Raw genomic sequence first — 15,198 nt, 5'->3', positions numbered from 1 at the left:
ACATAAAATAGCTGGCTTAAAGAATTTAATAACGTTTTTACTTATTTCCAGTAATTACGTTTAGCGCGCTGAAGCTTTTCATAAGCGGCCAGCAGAGCCTGATGCGCAGGGAAGGCCTGTAATTCATTATCAACCGGCTGCAAGCCGTAGAAAGGCGCTTCGCCGCTTAACGCTGCCGAGGCCGCTTCAACCGCGTCAGCGCCGTACATGCGTACAAACGCAGAGTAGTATTGCTGCGGATCACGTTCCTCCTCCTGCGTCAGCAGCAATAGCGTCTGCAGGCAGCGATAGTAATTCGCACGCTCGGTGGTAAAGACCGAGCTGTTGAATTCCATCGTCCATTCGGTCCAGATCAGCGCCTGATCCAGATCGCCGCCCGCCAGAGCCAGCATCGCTTTCAGCTCGCCGATGCGCAAAGTGTACCAACCATTATCTTTACCGGTCGCCAGGCCCAGCAGTTCGCGCACGCGCGTAAAGTCATCGTGGCCTTCTTCATCCAGCTGCTCAATCAGGGCCAGATAATCCTCTTTATCCCACTGGCTGTCTGGCAGCGCCAACAGCGTTTCGCGCAGATCGGCTCCCATATTGTTATTCGCCAGCAGCAGATCTTCCGCCGGATAGATATCGGACATGCCGGGCACGATAATACGGCAGGCGTAGACATCCAGATGCTCGTAATCCGCGATATAAACCTCTTTGCCTTCCGCCTTGAAGATGTCCATCAGCGTCGCGAACTCTTCTTCTGTGCTGCCATCGAAGCGCCAGTCGACAAACGGATAATCCGCCTGTTCTTTAAACAGATCCCATGAAATGGCGCCGCTGGAGTCAATGAAGTGCGTTTCCAGGTTGGCATGTTCGGCAACTTCTTCATCGTCAAAGGTCGGCGGCGTGAAGACGTCTAAATCTTTCAGGCCGCGGCCCTGCAGCAGCTCAGTAACGGTGCGCTCCAGCGCCACGCCGAAATCAGGATGCGCGCCAAACGAAGCGAAACAGGTGCCGTTTGCCGGGTTAAACAGAACCACGCAAATCACAGGGTATTTCCCGCCCAGCGAAGCGTCAAAAGCGAAAATCGGGAAACCTTCCGCTTCAAGGCGCACAATGGCTTCCACCACGCCTGGATAACGCGCCAGAACGTCCTGCGGAATCGCAGGCAGGCTGATAGCTTCAGCGATGATGCGATTTTTTACGTAGCGCTCGAAAACTTCTGAAAGCCCCTGCACGCGCGCTTCATTCGGGGTATTGCCTGCGGACATGCCGTTAGAGACGTACAGGTTGCCGATAATATTCATCGGAATATAAACGGTCTGTTGGTCAGACTGACGCGTAAAGGGCAGCGCGCAAATGCCGCGCGCCGCATTGCCGGACTGCAGATCGATAAGTCCGCTGGCGCTCAGCTCGTTTTCCGGGTCGTAAAACGCGCGCAGACCAGGGTCGAGAATGCCTTCTGGCAGAGTGTCATTCTCCGGCAACGGAAACCATTTTTCATTGGGATAGTGGACAAAATCGCCGTTGGCAATCGACTCGCCCAACCAGAAGTCCGCAAAAAAATAGTTGGTCGAGAGACGTTCAAAATATTCGCCCAACGCAGAGGCTAACGCAGCTTTCTTGCTGGCGCCTTTACCGTTAGTAAAACAAAGCGGGCAATCGCGGTCGCGAATATGCACCGACCAGACGTTAGGCACCGGGTTCAGCCAGGACGCTTCTTCAATATTAAAGCCCAGATCCTGTAATTTTTGCTGAAAGCGAGCGATGGAATCTTCCAGAGCGGCATCTTTGCCTGGAATAAAGGTTTGAGTCATGTTGCCTACTATAGGTTGGTTGAGCGTAAAGCGCGCAATGATACGGATTTTCCCTTCAGGACGCTATTGAAGGACTAAGATTTCCTGGCCCCTATGCTGCCAAAACTCTCGCTTTCTTTCTGTTTCAATGATTCCCCGATGCGTGAAACCTCACAAAATATCGTACCGCTTTGCTTTCACCGTACAAGCTGTTGCGACAGGGTAGAGCAAAATGTGATCTCGCCCAGAGAAATGTTTGCAGCAGGCTGATGGCAGTGATAAAACCGATAGCCTATTCATAATCAACAGATCTGACAGTGGTGACGGGAAATGACGCAGGTTTATAATTTCAGCTCCGGTCCGGCAATGTTGCCGGTAGAAGTGCTTCGTCGTGCAGAGCAAGAGCTTTGCAACTGGAATGGACTCGGCACCTCAGTGATGGAGATCAGCCATCGTAGCAAGGAATTTATTCAGGTTGCGGAGGAAGCAGAAAAAGATTTACGCGATCTGCTGAAAATTCCCGATAACTATAAAGTTTTATTCTGTCATGGCGGCGCGCGCGCGCAGTTTGCAGCGGTGCCGATGAATCTGTTGGGCGCGGCGAAAACGGCAGACTATATCGATGGCGGATACTGGGCGCACAGCGCTATTCAGGAAGCGAAAAAATATTGCGCGCCGAACGTGATTGACGTGAAAGTGCAGAAGGACGGCAAACGCGCCCTGTTGCCGATGCGCGAATGGACGCTCAGCGATGATGCCGCCTACGTCCATTTTTGCCCTAATGAGACCATCGACGGCCTGGCTATCGACGAGCAGCCTGATTTCGGCGATAAAATCGTGGTCGCCGACTTCTCCTCCACCATCCTTTCTCGGCCTATCGAGGTCAGCCGCTACGGGGTGATTTATGCCGGTGCGCAAAAAAATGTCGGCCCGGCAGGGCTGACGCTGGTTATTGTGCGGGAAGACTTGTTGGGCAAGGCGCAACAGGCGCTGCCTTCAGTGCTGGACTATAAAACGCTGGCCGATAACGATTCGATGTTTAATACCCCGCCTACTTTTGCGTGGTACCTGTCTGGTCTGGTGTTTAAATGGCTGAAAGAGCGCGGCGGCGTTAGCGAAATCGACAAAATTAATCAGGCTAAAGCGGATCTGCTTTACGGCACTATCGATCGCAGCGATTTTTACCGCAACGATGTTGCTGTCGCTAACCGTTCGCGCATGAATGTGCCTTTCCAGCTGGCTGACGCTTCCCTTGACGCGTTGTTCCTGGAAGAGTCGTTTGCTGCCGGACTGCACGCGCTGAAAGGCCATCGCGTTGTCGGGGGGATGCGTGCCTCTATCTATAATGCGATGCCGCTTGAGGGTGTTAAAGCGTTGACTGATTTTATGACTGACTTTGAACGTCGTCACGGCTGATCGGACTGTTTTACGTGTTGCTGAGAACCTCGTTCCAATACGAGGTTCCCTTGTTCTGGCTTTATGGAGAGAAGTTTTCACATGCAGGAATCCCTGACCCTACAACCCATCGCTCGCGTTGACGGCACGGTTAATTTGCCCGGCTCGAAAAGCGTTTCTAACCGTGCTTTGCTTCTGGCGGCGCTGGCTCAGGGAACGACGCGGCTGACCAACCTGTTAGACAGCGATGACGTTAAACATATGCTTAATGCGCTTAGCGCGTTGGGGATCGGCTACACGCTTTCGCCGGATCGTACCGTTTGTGAAGTGAGCGGCAACGGCGGCCCATTAAAGGCCGCGGGCGCGCTGGAGCTTTTTCTTGGCAATGCCGGCACCGCAATGCGTCCCCTGGCCGCCGCGCTCTGTCTGGCGGACAACGACATCGTGCTCACCGGTGAGCCGCGCATGAAAGAGCGCCCGATTGGGCATTTAGTCGATGCGCTGCGTCAGGGCGGCGCGCGTATCGATTACCTTGAGCAGGTCGACTATCCGCCGCTACGCATTCACGGCGGTTTCACCGGCGGCGAGGTCAGCGTCGACGGCAGCGTCTCAAGCCAGTTCTTAACCGCGCTGTTAATGGCTGCGCCGCTGGCGCCGCAGAACACCGAGATTGTTATTAAAGGCGATCTCGTCTCCAAACCTTATATCGATATCACATTGCATTTAATGCAGCGGTTCGGCGTATCGGTAGAAAATCATAACTACCAACGCTTTTCGATCCGCGGCCAGCAAAGCTATGTTTCGCCAGGCGACTATCTGGTGGAAGGCGACGCCTCTTCCGCCTCCTATTTTCTTGCCGCAGCGGCGATAAAAGGCGGGACGGTGCGCGTAACGGGCGTCGGCCGCGACAGTGTGCAAGGCGATATCCGTTTCGCTGACGTATTGGAAAAAATGGGCGCGCAAATAGAGTGGGGCGACGACTATATCGCTTGTACGCGCGATCGACTGCAGGCGGTGAATATGGATATGAATCATATCCCCGATGCGGCAATGACTATCGCTACCGCCGCGCTGTTTGCGGAAGGCACGACGGTGCTGCGCAATATCTATAACTGGCGGGTAAAAGAGACCGATCGTCTGTCCGCGATGGCAACAGAATTGCGTAAGGTAGGCGCAGAAGTGGAAGAGGGGCATGATTTCATCCGCATTACGCCGCCAGAATGCATTCGCTCCGCGGAGATAGGCACCTATAACGATCACCGTATGGCGATGTGTTTTTCACTGGTGGCGTTGTCGGATACGGCCGTCACGATCCTCGATCCGAAATGCACAGCCAAAACCTTCCCTGACTACTTCGATCGTCTGGCAGCCATCAGCACGCCTGCCTGAGAAGCCGCAGTTTTGCCGTTCTCTTCCGCCTGAGGAGTGACGGCAAACACGTTTCGCCATTTTTTGCCGGCAAAGGATCTTCTTAAAAAGAAGAATATTTAATGCCTGTCTATGCTTAAAGATAACGTTCGGGAGGATTGCAGCGTATAATACGCCGCGACCTGGCAGTAAATGCAGGTAGTCATAAGAACGACCAGCAGCAACAGGAGAATAAAATGACGGCAACAGCCCCGGTAATTACCATTGATGGACCAAGCGGCGCCGGTAAAGGCACGCTGTGTAAGGCTATGGCCGAAGCGCTGCAGTGGCACCTGCTTGACTCCGGCGCTATTTATCGCGTACTTGCGCTGGCGGCTTTACACCATCAGGTAGATATCGAATCAGAAGAGGCGCTGGTGCCTATCGCCGCGCATTTGGATGTGCGCTTTATCTCTACCGATGGCGAGATGGCGGTCATTCTCGAAGGCGAAGACGTTACCGGTGAGATTCGCACTCAGGATGTCAGCAATACGGCGTCGAAGGTTGCCGCATTTCCTCGTGTGCGTGAAGCATTGCTGCGCCGTCAGCGCGCGTTTCGCGACGCGCCAGGCCTGATTGCTGACGGCAGAGATATGGGAACCGTGGTTTTCCCCGATGCGCCGGTAAAGATTTTTCTCGACGCCAGCTCCGAAGAGCGGGCGCACCGCCGTATGCTGCAGTTGCAGGAAAAGGGCTTTAGTGTTAACTTTGAACGCCTTTTAGCCGAGATAAAGGAGCGCGACGAGCGCGACCGTAACCGAGCTATTGCGCCGCTGGTACCAGCGGAAGATGCTTTAGTGCTGGATTCAACCAGCATGAGCATCGAACAGGTCATCGACACCGCGCTGAGTTATGCCCGCGATAAGCTGGCATTAGCGTAAGCCGGCGGCAGAACAGATGCTATAACCTGATGCTATGGACAGTCATCAGGCATGTTAAACAACCCCATCCGGCAGGAAGTCAGGTGGACGTTAAATTTACCTATCTAAAGATTAAATATGACTGAATCTTTTGCTCAACTCTTTGAAGAATCCCTGAAAGAAATCGAAACCCGCCCGGGTTCCATCGTTCGTGGTGTTGTTGTTGCTATCGACAAAGATGTCGTACTGGTTGACGCCGGTCTGAAATCTGAGTCTGCCATTCCGGCTGAGCAGTTCAAGAACGCCCAGGGCGAGATTGAAATCCAGGTTGGTGACGAAGTTGACGTTGCTCTGGATGCAGTAGAAGACGGCTTCGGTGAAACCCTGCTGTCTCGTGAGAAAGCGAAGCGTCACGAAGCATGGCTGATGCTGGAAAAAGCTTACGAAGAAGCTGCAACTGTAACTGGCGTGATCAACGGCAAAGTCAAGGGCGGCTTCACTGTTGAGCTGAACGGTATTCGTGCGTTCCTGCCAGGCTCTCTGGTTGACGTGCGTCCGGTGCGCGATACGCTGCACCTGGAAGGCAAAGAGCTTGAATTCAAAGTAATCAAGCTGGACCAGAAGCGCAACAACGTTGTTGTATCTCGTCGTGCCGTTATCGAATCTGAAAACAGCGCAGAACGCGATCAGCTGCTGGAAAACCTGCAGGAAGGCATGGAAGTCAAAGGTATCGTTAAGAACCTCACTGACTACGGCGCATTCGTCGATCTCGGCGGCGTTGACGGCCTGCTGCACATCACTGACATGGCATGGAAACGCGTTAAGCATCCGAGCGAAATCGTCAACGTGGGCGACGAAATCACTGTTAAAGTGCTGAAGTTCGACCGCGAACGTACCCGTGTGTCTCTGGGCCTGAAACAGCTGGGCGAAGATCCGTGGGTAGCTATCGCTAAACGTTACCCGGAAGGCACCAAGCTGACCGGTCGCGTAACCAACCTGACTGATTACGGCTGCTTCGTGGAAATCGAAGAAGGCGTTGAAGGTCTGGTGCACGTGTCTGAAATGGACTGGACCAACAAAAACATCCACCCGTCCAAAGTTGTTAACGTTGGCGACGTGGTAGAAGTGATGGTTCTGGACATCGACGAAGAGCGTCGTCGTATCTCCCTGGGCCTGAAACAGTGCAAAGCTAACCCGTGGCAGCAGTTCGCGGAAACCCATAACAAGGGCGACCGTGTTGAAGGTAAAATCAAGTCAATCACTGACTTCGGTATCTTCATCGGCCTGGAAGGCGGCATCGACGGTCTGGTTCACCTGTCTGACATCTCCTGGAACGCGACTGGCGAAGAAGCGGTTCGCGAGTACAAGAAGGGTGACGAAATCGCCGCAGTCGTTCTGCAGGTTGATGCAGAGCGCGAGCGTATCTCCCTGGGCGTTAAGCAGCTGGCAGAAGACCCGTTCAACAACTACATCTCTCTGAACAAGAAAGGTGCGATTGTTACTGGTAAAGTAACTGCAGTTGACGCTAAAGGTGCTACAGTTGAATTAGCAGACGGCGTTGAAGGCTACCTGCGCGCTTCTGAAGCTTCACGCGACCGCGTTGAAGACGCTACTCAGGTACTGAATGTTGGTGACGAAGTTGAAGCCAAATTCACCGGCGTTGATCGCAAAAACCGCGTTGTAAGCCTGTCTGTACGTGCTAAAGACGAAGCTGACGAGAAAGATGCAATTGCTTCTGTTAACAATAAACAGGAAGAAAGCAACTTCTCTAACGCTATGGCTGAAGCATTTAAAGCGGCTAAAGGCGAGTAATCGTCTTATGGAACCGGGTTGCCTGTGGGCGCCCGGCTCCATGAGCAGGCTGTCAGACCATTCCAACAGGGATTAACCGGAGGACTTATGACCAAGTCAGAACTTATTGAAAGACTTGCGGCCCAGCAAACTCATATCCCGGCGAAAGCCGTAGAGGATGCGGTAAAAGAGATGCTTGAGCATATGGCCACAACGTTGGCTCAGGGCGAACGCATCGAAATCCGGGGGTTCGGCAGCTTCTCTTTGCATTACCGTGCGCCGCGCGTTGGTCGCAATCCGAAAACCGGCGATAAAGTGGAACTGGAAGGTAAATACGTTCCGCATTTTAAACCGGGTAAAGAGTTGCGCGATCGGGCGAACATTTACGGTTAAGCAGAAGACGACAAATAGAAAACGACACGATGGTGTCGTTTTTTTTTGCCTGTCATTCAGAGAATGCGCGCTGTCTCGCAGGCAAACTTTTAAGCAGGTAAAAAATAAAATAACTTTGTGCTACGGCTTCCGATAGTCCATAAACCTGCCTGCGCTTAGCGACGTCTCCCGGCATACTCATCCCAGATTTATAAGGATGAGACTATGCCATACACCCTGTCCGTACTGGCTTTCATGGCGGCAATCGGCACGCTTCCCTTACTCTTTTTGTCCCATTTACCGAATCTGACGACGTTAATTTTCCTGCTGGGCATGGCGCTGGGACTGATGATATTGCCGATGCGGAGCTTGCGCTTTATCGGTATCTACGGATTGTTTTTCGTCTGGGGTGTACTGGCGGCACAGCAGGCGCTGAGCCCTCTTATCCGGCTTACTCAGGGAACGGTAAAGGTGGAGGCGGAGATTCGTCAGGTATTGCTGGAAAAGGAAAGACTGATCGTCAGAATTCGCCAGCACAATGCGCAGCAGATTTTCCCGCCGCTTTATGCCAGCATCTCGATGGGCAAGGTGTAGAATAGATGGTGTGCCGGCCAGCGCTGGGAAATGACGCTGCGATTAAGCCCCGTGCACGGGCGTCTTAATGAAGGCGGATTCGATGCGCAGCGCTTCGCGTTGGCCAACAGTATGCCGTTGCAGGGCACGCTGCTGGCGATAAAATCGGTAAATGCCGACTGCTCATGGCTACATCGCCTGATTAATAAAGCCCAAAAGCAGTATCAGCATCTCCCCTGGCATGGCGTTATGACCGCCTTACTTTTTGGCGACAGACAGGATCTTAGCGCAGAAACGCGCAACATTCTGCGCGACACCGGCATCGCGCATTTAATGGCGATCTCCGGCATGCATATCAGTCTCGCCGGCTCGTTAGGCTGGGCAGCGGCACGGCTGCTGCAGTTTTTGCTCCCTGCGTGGCGCATAAACTATTCGTTGCCGCTGCTGTTTAGCCTGAGCGTGGCTGCGTTTTACTGCTGGCTTTCAGGAAGTCATCCACCAGCAATAAGGGCGATGATAGCGCTAAGCGCATGGGCAATAGTTCGTTTGCAACACATTAACTGCAGCAGCTGGCAAATCTGGCTGGTTTGCGTGGGCAGTATTTTGTTCTTCGATCCGCTAACGATCCTGTCTGACAGCTTTTGGCTGTCGATCATCGCCGTCGCCATCCTGCTGTTCTGGTACCAATGGTTTCCTCTGCCTGTGCGTTGGCGTTATCGCAGGCGCTGGATATTTTTGCAGCTGGCGCATCTTCAGGCAGGCATGTTGCTGCTGCTTATGCCCATTCAGGTCTTTATCTTTCATGGCGTTAGCCTGACGTCCCTGCCAGCGAACATGCTGGCGATTCCGATAGTGACTTTCGTTACCGTGCCGGCGCTGCTGTTTGCGTTGATCATGCCGACCGCCTGGCTGGCTTATCCGCTCTGGTGGCTGGCGGATCGCTCTCTGGCGCTGGTATTTTATCTGCTCACGCAGTTGCCTGAAGGATGGCTGCCGCTTGGGAAAACGGCGATGACGGCCAGTGTGGTTGTATGGCTACTGTTAATCGCTTTTCGCCTCGGCTGGTGGCGGCGCACGCCGCTGGCGCTGCTGGTCGCCTGTTGTTTACCCTTGCTGTGGCAGATAACCCGTAAAGAGCCGGAATGGCGGCTTGATATGCTGGATATCGGTCATGGCCTGGCTCTGGTGGTTTCGCGCAACGGACACGCTCTACTCTACGATACCGGCAACCGTTGGCCCGGCGGCAGCGCCGCCCGACAAACGGTACTGCCCTGGCTGGACTGGCATGGACTGATTGTCGATAAGGTTGTTATCAGCCATGCGCATCTGGATCATATTGGCGGATTGAAAGATATAGAGCAGGCCTGGCCGGAGGCGGTGGTGCGCAGCGCGCTGACGCAACCGGGACATCAGCCCTGTATTGCCGGCACAGGATGGCGATGGCAAGGGTTAACATTCGAGGCGCTGTGGCCGCCAGCAGTCGGCACTAACGGCGGCAACAATGACTCCTGCGTGCTGCGCATTGATGACGGGCAGCGAAGGGTACTGCTTACAGGCGATCTTGAGGCGGAGGCTGAAAGGAAACTTATGCGTCTCGACCGCGCCGCGTTAAAGGCGGAGATGATTCAGGTGCCGCATCACGGCAGCAAAACGTCTTCCAGCGCCCCGTTTCTGCGTAATGTCGGCGGCAGCGTGGCGCTGGCGTCCGTAGCGCGTTATAACGCCTGGCGTCTGCCTTCCGCGCAGGTCATTAAGCGCTACCGGGCGAATGGCTATCAATGGCGCGATACCGCGCATTCCGGTCAGCTCAGCGTGGCGTTTTATCCTGACGGATGGCAAGTCAAGGGCTTAAGAGAACAAATATTGCCCCGCTGGTATCATCAGTGGTTTGGCGTACAGGATGAATCCAGGTAAAATAAGCGGCTATTTCAAACAATGCTGGTTAAATAATGCATCAAGATAAAGATCTCTCAACATGGCAGACTTTTCGTCGCCTTTGGCCGATGATCGCACCACATAAGGCGGGATTAATTGTGGCGGCCGTAGCGCTGATCATCAACGCGGCAGGCGACACCCTTATGCTGTCATTGCTGAAACCTTTACTGGATGAGGGGTTTGGGAAAGCCGACAAGTCGGTATTAATATGGATGCCGCTGGCCGTAATTGGCCTGATGCTGGTTCGCGGAGTGACCAGCTATGCATCAAGTTACTGTATCTCTTGGGTATCTGGCAATGTTGTGATGAATATGCGTCGCCGGTTATTCAACCATATGATGGGCATGCCGGTCTCCTTTTTCGATCAGCAGTCCACCGGGACGCTGTTGTCGCGCATTACCTACGATTCTGAACAGGTCGCCTCTTCTTCTTCCAGCGCGCTGGTTACCGTAGTGCGTGAAGGAGCATCGATTATCGGCCTGTTCATCATGATGTTTTACTATAGCTGGCAGCTTTCGCTAATCCTGATTGTCCTGGCGCCGATTGTCTCTATGGCGATTCGTACCGTCTCTAAACGTTTCCGCAGCATCAGTAAAAACATGCAGAATACGATGGGCCAGGTGACGACCAGCGCGGAACAGATGCTGAAAGGGCACAAAGAGGTACTGATTTTCGGCGGTCAGGATGTAGAAGCGAAACGCTTCGACAAGGTCAGCAACCGTATGCGTCATCAGGGAATGAAGCTGGTCTCCGCTTCTTCCATCTCCGATCCTATTATTCAGTTAATCGCTTCTCTGGCGCTGGCTTTCGTACTTTATGCCGCCAGCTTCCCCAGCGTAATGGATACCCTGACCGCCGGCACCATCACCGTCGTCTTTTCCTCGATGATCGCGCTGATGCGTCCGCTGAAATCTTTAACCAACGTTAACGCCCAGTTCCAGCGCGGTATGGCCGCCTGTCAAACGCTGTTTTCCATCCTCGACAGCGAACAGGAAGTGGATAACGGCACGCGTGTCATTGAACGCGCTAAGGGCGATATTGAGTTCCGTAATGTGACCTTCACCTATCCTGGACGCGATATTCCGGCGCTGCGCGATATCAACCTTTCCATCCCGGCAGGTAAAACCGTGGCGCTGGTTGGGCGCTCCGGCTCCGGCAAATCGACGATGGCCAGTTTGTTGACGCGCTTTTATGATATTCAGCAAGGCGAAATTCTGATTGATGGCCACGATTTGCGCGAGTATACCCTGCGCTCGTTGCGCAATCAGGTCGCGCTGGTTTCTCAGAACGTGCATCTGTTTAACGACACCATCGCCAACAATATCGCCTACGCGCGCAACGATGTTTATGACCGCGCGCAGATTGAAAAAGCCGCTGAAATGGCCCATGCGATGGACTTCATCCGCAAGATGGAAAACGGCCTGGATACCGTGATCGGCGAGAACGGCGTGCTGCTTTCCGGCGGTCAGCGTCAGCGTATCGCGATCGCCCGTGCGCTGCTGCGCGACAGCCCGATTCTGATTCTGGACGAGGCGACCTCGGCACTGGATACCGAATCCGAACGCGCGATTCAGTCTGCGCTGGATGAACTGCAAAAAAACCGCACCTCATTGGTCATTGCGCATCGTCTGTCGACTATCGAAAAAGCAGATGAAATCGTGGTGGTGGAAGATGGCCGCATTATCGAGCGAGGCACGCATGATGAGCTGATCGGCCAGCGGGGCGCTTACGCTCAGCTGCATAAAATGCAGTTTGGGCAATGATTGAGCGCATCTGGAGCGGACGTTCGCCGCTGTATTTACTGCTGCTGCCGCTTAGCCTGCTGTATGGGGTGATCACCGCCCTGATCCGGCTTAGCTACCGCCTCGGCCTGCGTAAAGCCTGGCGCGCGCCGGTGCCGGTGGTGGTGGTGGGAAATCTTACAGCGGGCGGCAACGGTAAAACGCCGGTGGTTATCTGGCTGGTGGAACGGTTACAGCAGCAAGGGCTGCGCGTCGGCGTTGTTTCGCGCGGCTACGGCGGCAAAGCAGAGCGTTATCCTTTGCTGCTTACGCCGGACACCACGACCCGCGAAGCTGGCGATGAGCCGGTACTGATTGCTCAGCGCACCGGCGCGCCGGTGGCGGTATCGCCGGTGCGCCGCGAGGCTGTCCAGGCGTTGCTCTCCGCGCACCCGCTGGATCTGATTATTACCGATGACGGTCTGCAACATTATGCGCTGGCGCGTGATATTGAAATCGTAGTGGTAGATGGCGAGCGACGCTTCGGTAACGGCTGGTGGCTGCCGGCGGGACCGATGCGGGAGCGCGCCGGACGACTGCGCCAGGTTGACGCGGTGATTGTGAATGGCGGGGAGGCCGGAGAAGGGGAAATCGCCATGCGCCTGCAGCCAGGTGCAGCGATAAACCTGAAAACTGGCGTCAGCGCTCCGCTTTCATCGCTTTCTTCGGTGGTGGCGATGGCAGGCATTGGGCATCCGCCGCGCTTTTTCGCCACGCTGCGTCAACATGACGTGCCGGTGGTTCGCGCTGTGCCCTTCGCCGATCATCAGGCTTATCACGAAGCCGATCTGCTGGCGCTGACGCCGAATAAAGAGGCGCTGCTGATGACGGAAAAGGATGCGGTAAAATGCCGCGCCTTTGCGCATGATAACTGGTGGTATCTACCGGTAGACGCGCAGCTGTCCGCCGCCGAGCCCCTCCTGCAAAAAATCGCCGCGCTCGGTCGCCGATGATTTAAAACTTCTGCGATTAATGATTAAACTGGTGCTATCCGACTGAAAGGAACCGCTGATGGCACCCGTTTCTCTTTCCCTACAGGACGCCCGCAATCTGCATCTTGCGGCGCAGGGCTTGCTGACCCCTCTCAAACGTAAAGCGCGCTACAGCGATCTGCTGAGCGTCATTCGACGCATGTCGCTGCTGCAGATCGATACCATTCATGTTGTGGCGCGTAGCCCTTATCTGGTGTTGTTCAGTCGTCTGGGGGAGTATCCCGCAAGCTGGCTGGAACAGGCGCTGGCCTCCGGCAGCCTGTTTGAGTACTGGGCGCATGAAGCCTGTTTTATTCCAGCGGAAGATTACCCCTTGCTGCGCCACCGTATGCTGCAACCGGAAAAGATGGGCTGGAAATACAGCACGGCGTGGATGGCGCAGCACGCGGATGAGATCGCCGATCTGCTGCGGCATATTGCCGATAACGGCCCGGTGCGCTCTGCTGATTTCGCCACCGCGCCCGGCCATCGGCCCGGCTGGTGGTCATGGAAACCGCATAAACGCCACCTTGAAAATCTGTTTACCGCCGGCGAATTGATGGTCAGCGCCCGGCAAAATTTCCAGCGTATCTATGATTTACGCCAGCGCGTTATGCCCGAATGGGATGATGCCCGGGATATGCTCAGCGAGGCCGAAGCGCGTGAGCAGATGCTGCGTAACAGCGCCGCCAGTCTCGGACTGTTTCGCGCCGAATGGCTGCCCGATTACTACCGCCTGAAGCGCGTCGCGTTAAAAGAGACGATAGCGCGCTGGCAGGAGGAGGGCTTTATCTTGCCAGCAATCGTCGAGAAGACAGGCGCGATGTGGCTGCATCGTGACGGCGTAGCGCATCTGGAAAAGCCGCTGCGTGCCAGCCATACGGCGATTTTGTCGCCGTTCGATCCCGTGGTTTGGGATCGTCGGCGAGCGCAGGCGCTTTTCGATTTTAACTACCGTCTGGAGTGTTATACGCCCGCGCCAAAACGTCAGTATGGCTATTTCACGCTGCCGCTGCTGCACCGCGGCGCATTAAAGGCGAGGCTGGACGCGAAAATGCGGCGGCGGGAGCGCTGCCTGCAAATTAAAAACTTGTGGCTGGAAGATAACGTTAAAATCGGCGCGGGATTGGTGGCGGATTTCCAGCGTGCGATAGATCGTTTTGCCCGCTGGCAGGGCGCAGAGCAGATTATACTTGAACAGGCGCCGGACAGGCTCCGGCAGGCGCTGGGGGCGGGCTGGGCGCCAGCGTAAGCGGGAGGTTATCGCCCCTTCTACAGCTGTGTTATGCTTGCCATTCTGAGGCTTCGGTCCATTACGGAGGAACCATGGATCACCGTTTACTTGAAATCGTCGCTTGTCCGGTCTGTAACGGCAAGCTCTACTACAACAAAGAGCAGCAGGAGCTGATCTGTAAGCCGGACGGATTGGCTTATCCAGTACGCGACGGCATCCCTGTGCTGCTGGAAAACGAAGCCCGCACCCTTTCAGCGGACGAGATACACCCATGAGTTTTGTCGCCATTATTCCTGCCCGTTTCGCGTCGACGCGCCTGCCGGGCAAGCCGCTGGTGGATATTCATGGCAAGCCGATGGTCGTGCATGTGATGGAGCGAGCGATGCAGTCCGGCGCCGATCGCGTTATCGTCGCGACCGATCATCCTGACGTGGCGGCGGCGGTGACGGCGGCAGGCGGCGAAGTCTGCCTGACGCGTCCCGATCACCAGTCCGGCACCGAGAGGCTGGCGGAAGTGATAGAGCAGTGCCAGTTCGCCGACGATACCATTATCGTTAACGTGCAGGGCGATGAGCCGTTAATCCCGCCAGAAATTATCTGTCAGGTCGCTAACAATCTGGCCGCTTCCGTTGCAGGCATGGCTACGTTGGCGGTGCCGATTGACAGCGCAGAAGAGGCATTTAATCCCAATGCGGTAAAAGTCGTGCGCGACGCGCAGGGCTATGCGCTCTATTTTTCTCGCGCCACCATTCCCTGGGATCGTGAACGTTTCGCGCAATCACACGATACGGTCGGCGACAGCTTGCTGCGTCATATCGGCATCTACGCTTACCGAGCAGGCTTTATCCGCCGCTATGTCAGCTGGGAGCCCAGCCAACTGGAGCAGATCGAGCTGCTTGAGCAGCTGCGCGTCCTCTGGTATGGCGAAAAAATCCACGTTGATGTGGCGCGCACCACGCCTGCGGCGGGCGTCGATACCGCGGAAGACCTGGCGCGCGTGCGCGCGGTGCTGGCTGGGTAAACAACCGGCTCAGGCAGAACGTATCTGACGAAGGGTGCGTTTCTTCTTGCTGCGTGTAGACAGAGGGAGAAGCCATTGGC

12 protein-coding genes and 1 pseudogene are annotated in these 15,198 nt (G+C 55.1%); 12 read left to right on the top strand and 1 reads right to left on the bottom strand.

From position 1 onward, the window contains the following. Nucleotides 1–41: 41 nt before the first annotated feature. On the bottom strand, nucleotides 42–1,799 hold the full coding sequence (ycaO, locus tag MYY08_RS07875) for a 30S ribosomal protein S12 methylthiotransferase accessory factor YcaO (RefSeq protein WP_038627049.1): 1,758 nt from the start codon (nucleotides 1,797–1,799) through the stop codon (nucleotides 42–44). Between the two features lie 309 nt (nucleotides 1,800–2,108). On the opposite strand from ycaO, the gene serC reads away from it, so the two are divergent. From serC to kdsB, 12 genes and pseudogenes are all read left to right on the top strand, one after another. After that, complete coding sequence (gene serC, locus MYY08_RS07870) at nucleotides 2,109–3,194, top strand: 3-phosphoserine/phosphohydroxythreonine transaminase (RefSeq protein WP_038627047.1); 1,086 nt, start codon at nucleotides 2,109–2,111, stop codon at nucleotides 3,192–3,194. 81 nt (nucleotides 3,195–3,275) lie between these two features. Beyond that, on the top strand, nucleotides 3,276–4,562 hold the full coding sequence (gene aroA / locus MYY08_RS07865) for a 3-phosphoshikimate 1-carboxyvinyltransferase (RefSeq protein WP_038627045.1): 1,287 nt from the start codon (nucleotides 3,276–3,278) through the stop codon (nucleotides 4,560–4,562). 215 nt (nucleotides 4,563–4,777) lie between these two features. Continuing rightward, nucleotides 4,778–5,461, top strand: a complete 684-nt coding sequence (gene cmk / locus MYY08_RS07860; RefSeq protein WP_038627043.1) for a (d)CMP kinase — start codon at nucleotides 4,778–4,780, stop codon at nucleotides 5,459–5,461. 117 nt (nucleotides 5,462–5,578) lie between these two features. Continuing rightward, nucleotides 5,579–7,252, top strand: a complete 1,674-nt coding sequence (gene rpsA / locus MYY08_RS07855) for a 30S ribosomal protein S1 (protein WP_038627041.1) — start codon at nucleotides 5,579–5,581, stop codon at nucleotides 7,250–7,252. Nucleotides 7,253–7,339: 87 nt separating this feature from the next. Beyond that, entirely contained in the window at nucleotides 7,340–7,624 is a 285-nt protein-coding gene (gene ihfB, locus MYY08_RS07850) for an integration host factor subunit beta (RefSeq protein ID WP_038627039.1), read from the top strand. A 204-nt stretch (nucleotides 7,625–7,828) separates the two neighbouring features. Then, on the top strand, nucleotides 7,829–8,197 hold the full coding sequence (locus tag MYY08_RS07845) for a hypothetical protein (protein WP_288013879.1): 369 nt from the start codon (nucleotides 7,829–7,831) through the stop codon (nucleotides 8,195–8,197). Between the two features lie 21 nt (nucleotides 8,198–8,218). Then, nucleotides 8,219–10,090, top strand: a pseudogene (locus MYY08_RS07840) (DNA internalization-related competence protein ComEC/Rec2); the annotation flags it as partial. 35 nt (nucleotides 10,091–10,125) lie between these two features. After that, the gene (gene msbA / locus MYY08_RS07835) at nucleotides 10,126–11,874 is read left to right on the top strand and encodes a lipid A ABC transporter ATP-binding protein/permease MsbA (protein WP_288013878.1); all 1,749 of its coding nucleotides are present in this window, start codon (nucleotides 10,126–10,128) and stop codon (nucleotides 11,872–11,874) included. After that, nucleotides 11,871–12,845, top strand: a complete 975-nt coding sequence (lpxK, locus tag MYY08_RS07830) for a tetraacyldisaccharide 4'-kinase (protein WP_190296689.1) — start codon at nucleotides 11,871–11,873, stop codon at nucleotides 12,843–12,845. Before msbA ends, lpxK begins: the two co-directional genes overlap by 4 nt. Before the next feature lie 58 nt (nucleotides 12,846–12,903). Further along, nucleotides 12,904–14,115, top strand: coding sequence for a winged helix-turn-helix domain-containing protein (locus MYY08_RS07825; RefSeq protein WP_038627030.1), 1,212 nt, complete (start codon nucleotides 12,904–12,906; stop codon nucleotides 14,113–14,115). A 74-nt stretch (nucleotides 14,116–14,189) separates the two neighbouring features. Further along, entirely contained in the window at nucleotides 14,190–14,372 is a 183-nt protein-coding gene (locus tag MYY08_RS07820) for a Trm112 family protein (RefSeq protein ID WP_038627028.1), read from the top strand. Continuing rightward, entirely contained in the window at nucleotides 14,369–15,118 is a 750-nt protein-coding gene (kdsB, locus tag MYY08_RS07815) for a 3-deoxy-manno-octulosonate cytidylyltransferase (RefSeq protein ID WP_038627026.1), read from the top strand. The genes MYY08_RS07820 and kdsB overlap by 4 nt, the downstream gene beginning before the upstream one ends. Nucleotides 15,119–15,198: the final 80 nt, after the last annotated feature.

The organism is Mixta sp. (genome assembly GCF_024610815.1).
GTDB classification, from domain to species: Bacteria; Pseudomonadota; Gammaproteobacteria; order Enterobacterales; family Enterobacteriaceae; genus Mixta; species Mixta calida.
The sequence above is the reverse complement of the archived record's forward strand: the minus strand, read 5'-3'. Positions and strand labels throughout refer to the sequence as shown.

Coding starts and splice junctions, on each gene's coding strand:
- MYY08_RS07825 (WP_038627030.1), top strand. CDS start 12,904: ATGGCACCCGTTTCTCTTTCCCTACAGGACGCCCGCAATCTGCATCTT.
- rpsA (WP_038627041.1), top strand. CDS start 5,579: ATGACTGAATCTTTTGCTCAACTCTTTGAAGAATCCCTGAAAGAAATC.
- MYY08_RS07845 (WP_288013879.1), top strand. CDS start 7,829: ATGCCATACACCCTGTCCGTACTGGCTTTCATGGCGGCAATCGGCACG.
- aroA (WP_038627045.1), top strand. CDS start 3,276: ATGCAGGAATCCCTGACCCTACAACCCATCGCTCGCGTTGACGGCACG.
- lpxK (WP_190296689.1), top strand. CDS start 11,871: ATGATTGAGCGCATCTGGAGCGGACGTTCGCCGCTGTATTTACTGCTG.
- ycaO (WP_038627049.1), bottom strand. CDS start 1,799: ATGACTCAAACCTTTATTCCAGGCAAAGATGCCGCTCTGGAAGATTCC.
- kdsB (WP_038627026.1), top strand. CDS start 14,369: ATGAGTTTTGTCGCCATTATTCCTGCCCGTTTCGCGTCGACGCGCCTG.
- serC (WP_038627047.1), top strand. CDS start 2,109: ATGACGCAGGTTTATAATTTCAGCTCCGGTCCGGCAATGTTGCCGGTA.
- MYY08_RS07820 (WP_038627028.1), top strand. CDS start 14,190: ATGGATCACCGTTTACTTGAAATCGTCGCTTGTCCGGTCTGTAACGGC.
- msbA (WP_288013878.1), top strand. CDS start 10,126: ATGCATCAAGATAAAGATCTCTCAACATGGCAGACTTTTCGTCGCCTT.
- cmk (WP_038627043.1), top strand. CDS start 4,778: ATGACGGCAACAGCCCCGGTAATTACCATTGATGGACCAAGCGGCGCC.
- ihfB (WP_038627039.1), top strand. CDS start 7,340: ATGACCAAGTCAGAACTTATTGAAAGACTTGCGGCCCAGCAAACTCAT.